The organism is Sandaracinobacteroides sp., from assembly GCF_057137845.1.
On record NZ_DBNHFX010000221.1, the window covers coordinates 1 to 4,142 of the forward strand.

Below are 4,142 nucleotides of genomic sequence, written 5' to 3' on the forward strand. Positions count from 1 at the left end.
TGATGCCGCCCGAATGAAAGCCGTAGGCGGCGGTGCGCTGGATTCCGGCGGCATCGAGGAACGCGACGATCGCGTCGGCGAAATCGCCGATTTCCGGGCGGTGGCCGCTGTCGGGCAGCGGGTCGGAATGGCCATAGCCCGGCGTGTCGGGGGCGATGCAGGTGAAATGCGGTGCCCAGCGTTCGATCAGCGGCAGATACTCCGCCGAGGAACGCGGGCTCTGGTGGACCATCAGCAGCGGTGGTCCGCTTCCGGCCTTGCGATAGTGAACGCGGCGGTTGCCGACATCGAGGAAGTGGCGCGTGATCATCGGGGCAATTTGTCCGGACAAATCGGGATAGACAAGCCCCGATCTGCATGTAATGCAGGACCGAACGTGCAGGGACAGATGATGATGGCGCAGGAAGTTGGCGTGGCCGGACAGCAAATCGAAGTTCGCAACCCGCGAACGGGCGAGGTGGACTACACGATCCACCGCGCCGATGTGGCGGCCGCCGCGCAGCGGCTGCGCGCCATGCAGCCGGGCTGGGCTGCGATCGGCGCCGAGGGCAGGGCGGCCCGGCTGAAGGCGTTCGCGCAGGCGATCAGCGCCCGCCGCGACGCCCTTGCAGATGCCCTGACCGCCGATACCGGCCGGCGGGCCATTTCCATCGTCGAGGTGGACGCCATGCTGGGGGTGATCGCACGCTGGGCGAACGGCGCGCCCGGCCAGATCGCAGCGGCGGAATCGCAACGCATCGAGACGTCGATTCCCGGCATTTCGACGTCCACCCGGCTGGTGCCCTATCAACTGGTCGGCGCGATCAGCCCGTGGAACTTTCCGCTGACCCTGTCGCTGATCGATGCGATCCCGGCGCTGGCCGCCGGTTGCGCGGTGCTGGTGAAGCCTTCCGAAGTGACGCCGCGCTTCATCAGGCCGTTGATGCAGGCGGTGGCCGATGTGCCGGGCCTGCCGCTGGAATTGATCGAGGGCGATGGCGCGACCGGGGCAGAACTGGTCGGTGCTGTCGATTTTCTGGTGTTCACCGGTTCGGTTGCGACCGGCCGCAAGGTGGGCGAAGCGGCGGCGCGCGCCTTCATTCCGGCAAGCCTGGAGCTGGGCGGCAAGGATCCGATGATCGTGATGGCAAGCGCCGATCCGGCGGGCGCTGCCGCAACCGCGCTCAGGGCGTCGATCGTCAACACCGGGCAGGCCTGCCAGTCGATCGAGCGGCTGATCGTGGCGAAGGAAATCGCCGCCCCGTTCCTCGACGCACTTGTGGAAGCTGCGAAAGCCGTGCGGCTGAACTGGCCCGACATCCGGCAGGGCGACATCGGGCCTTTCATCTTTGCCCGGCAGGCCGAAATCGTGCAGGCGCAGATCGACGACGCCGTGGCGAAAGGCGCGAAGCTGCTGGCCGGCGGCCGGGTGGAGACGCTGGATGGCGGCCTCTATCTGCGGCCGACAGTGCTGGTTGATGTGACCGACGACATGGCGATCCTCGCCGACGAGACGTTCGGGCCGGTCATTCCTGTGTCGTTGTTCGAAACCGAAGACGAGGCGGTTTCGATGGCGAACGCCGGGCGCTACGGCCTGTCGGCGGCAGTGGTTGCCGGCAGTGTCGAGGAAGCCGAAGCCGTGGCCGCCCGGCTGCAGGCGGGCGCCGTTTCGATCAACGACGGGTCGCTTACGTCGATGGTCTGGGAAGCCGAAAAGTCGAGCTTCAAGGCGTCGGGGCTTGGCCCCTCGCGCATGGGGGCGAGCGGCATGATGCGGTTCTTCCGCAGGCAGGCCCTGATCCGCCAGTCCGGACAGCCGCTGCCGCTGGCCGCCTATGCCGAGGAAACGCGCAAGGGCTGATGCGCGCGCGCTGAACGCCGGCGAAACAAAAAGGGGGTGGACCGACGTCCGCCCCCTTTGGTGTCTGCGGCCTGACGTTTCAGGGCAGCTTTTCCAGTTCCTTCGTCACATCTTCCAGCGACGGTTCATCGACTTCCATCGATTCCATGTGCTGCTGCACACCGCGCAGCACGCGGGCGATATATTCCTTGGTGCCGAGCGCGCGCTCGTAGGCGGCGTCGCGGTCGGGGGCGTAGGTTTCGATGTCGGCGCGGTTGATGCTGCCCTTCTGTTCCAGCAGCCGTTCGATGGTGTCGAGCCGGTCTTTCACCACCGACACTTCGGCGACCACCGCCATCAGGATCGAGACGGTGCGATCGAGCGCCGGGTCTTCGAAATAGTCGGGGCGGCGGCCCTTGGCGCGGGTTCCGGCGCGGGCGATCCAGTCGAGATTCTCGGTCATGCGGTCAGGCCTTCCATGCGCCATAGGCGTGCCAGAATGCGGCGCGGCCATGGTCTTCCTTTTCATCCTGCTTGTGTTGCGGGAACACGCTGGTGTCGACGACGGCGGCGATGTCGATGTCGAACAGCTTGTCGCGCTGGAACCCGGAATCGACCATCAGGTCCCTCAGGTCGAAGCCGTGCATGATCGACCAGCATGGTTCGTTGTTGTTGAAGGCGTCCCAGTCGCGCTGGAACTGCTGGAACAGCGGCATGTCGGCGGAATATTGCGGCTGCTCGACGTGGAGCGACAGCCCGCCGGGAGCAAGAATGCGGTGGATCTCGTTCAGCACGCGCGGAATGGTGTTGGTGGCCAGCTCGTGCAGGAACATTGTGCTTTGCACCCAGTCGAAGTGGCCGTCCGGGAAGCTGGTGTGCTCGGCGTCCATCTGGATGAACTTCAGGTTTTTCGCACCCAGCGCCTGCGCCCGCGCATGGCCGTAGCGGAGCGAGGCGGCGCCGACGTCGATGCCAATCACTTCGGCATCGGGGAAGGCCAGCGCCAGCGGCACCAGATTGTGGCCGATGGTGCAGCCGATATCGAGGATGCGGCGCGGCTGCCAGCCGGGGCGGGCTTCGCGGATCCACTTCACCAGCGCCTGCCCGCCGCCATCCGACAGCGCACCGAGGCCGCCTGCCGTGGTGGCGAACATGCCGCTGTCGTAGTTGGCGCCCGCCGACACGTCGCCGGGGCGTTCCTCGCCGAAAAAGCTGCCGGGCATGCAGTGGATGTCGGTCACGGCCTGATAATAGGGGACCTTTACGGCCGGGTTCAGTTGCAGCGTGTCGCGGCCTTCGTTGAACTGGCGCGCCTTTGCATCGAGTTCATCGAGCTGGCGCAGCACCATCGCGCGGCCGTTCTGCTGCCGCATCTCCATCGAGTTGCGCTTCAGCGCCGACCAGGTCTGGTGCCATGGATTGCGGTTCATGGCGTCGCGGATTTCATAGCGGTGTTCAGGGTCGCGGCCATGTTCGGCGCGGAAGGCCGGCAGCACCTGCCGTTCGTAGGCGATGCGGTTGCCCTGGCCGACGGTGCCGGACAGGTAGCGGTTCAGCCCGGCGAGGAAGTTGAAACGGGCGACTTCGTCGTGGCGGGGCACCGGGAACATGCCATGGTAGTTCAGTGCCGTATAGGGCGGCGGTACGTCTTCGCGGCTCATATGAGGCCCTCCTTTGCTAGTCTCTCGATCACGTCTGCCTGCACGCGGTTGAAATGGTCGCGGTCGGGGATGGTGAGCCCGTCTGCGGCAAGCAGGCTGTCGGCCGGTTGCACCCGCGTATCGGCGTAGGTTGCTGCGAACAGTTCGAGCCGCTGGCGCGACAACTGGTTCACCATGCCGGGCTTGCGCCGGGCGGCGCGCAATGCGCCGATGTCGATGTCGGCAAAGGCGGTGAAGGTTTCACCATAGCCGGATTCCGCCAGCACATTGCCCTTCCAGTCGGTTACCGTCGAATGGCCGTCGGCGCTGGCCAGCGGCATGGCCGTGCCCTCGATCCCGGCGGTGTTGGCGGAAACCACATAGGCCATGTTTTCGAAGGCGCGGGCGCGCCGTGCAGTCGCCTTGGGGGTGGCCAGCGGCGAGCCGATTTCCGACGAGGAGTGCACGAACAGCTCGGCGCCGCGCAGCGCGTGGGCGCGGGCGATTTCCGGATACAGGATTTCTTCCGAGGCGATCGCCGCCAGATTGCCGATTTCCGTGCGGGCGACGGGAAACACGCCTTCCAGCCCGTAGATGTCGAGGTAGCGGCTGAACACGTCGTGCGGGGTCGGCGCATACATGGAATTGAGCCGCCGGTAGCGCAGCACCACGTCGCCCGATGG

At 66.2% G+C, this 4,142-nt stretch carries 5 protein-coding genes; 1 reads left to right on the plus strand and 4 read right to left on the minus strand.

Annotated elements, in window-relative coordinates:
* Positions 1-310: alpha/beta fold hydrolase (locus tag AC16JP_RS11720; RefSeq protein WP_484340797.1), on the minus strand; the 310-nt coding region annotated here is incomplete at its 3' end.
* Between the two features lie 102 nt (positions 311-412).
* Here AC16JP_RS11720 and AC16JP_RS11725 point away from each other — a divergent pair.
* Positions 413-1,840 carry an aldehyde dehydrogenase family protein gene (locus AC16JP_RS11725; protein ID WP_484340798.1) on the plus strand — a complete coding sequence of 476 codons (1,428 nt, stop codon included), beginning with the start codon at positions 413-415 and terminating at the stop codon, positions 1,838-1,840.
* 79 nt (positions 1,841-1,919) lie between these two features.
* Here AC16JP_RS11725 and AC16JP_RS11730 read toward each other — a convergent pair whose 3' ends face one another.
* From AC16JP_RS11730 to AC16JP_RS11740, 3 genes are all read right to left on the minus strand, one after another.
* Positions 1,920-2,282 carry a hypothetical protein gene (locus tag AC16JP_RS11730; RefSeq protein WP_484340799.1) on the minus strand — a complete coding sequence of 121 codons (363 nt, stop codon included), beginning with the start codon at positions 2,280-2,282 and terminating at the stop codon, positions 1,920-1,922.
* Positions 2,283-2,286: 4 nt separating this feature from the next.
* Positions 2,287-3,480, minus strand: coding sequence for a class I SAM-dependent methyltransferase (locus AC16JP_RS11735; RefSeq protein WP_484340800.1), 1,194 nt, complete (start codon positions 3,478-3,480; stop codon positions 2,287-2,289).
* On the minus strand, positions 3,477-4,142 hold a 666-nt coding region (locus tag AC16JP_RS11740; RefSeq protein WP_484340801.1), incomplete at its 5' end, for a nitrilase-related carbon-nitrogen hydrolase. The genes AC16JP_RS11740 and AC16JP_RS11735, both read right to left, overlap by 4 nt.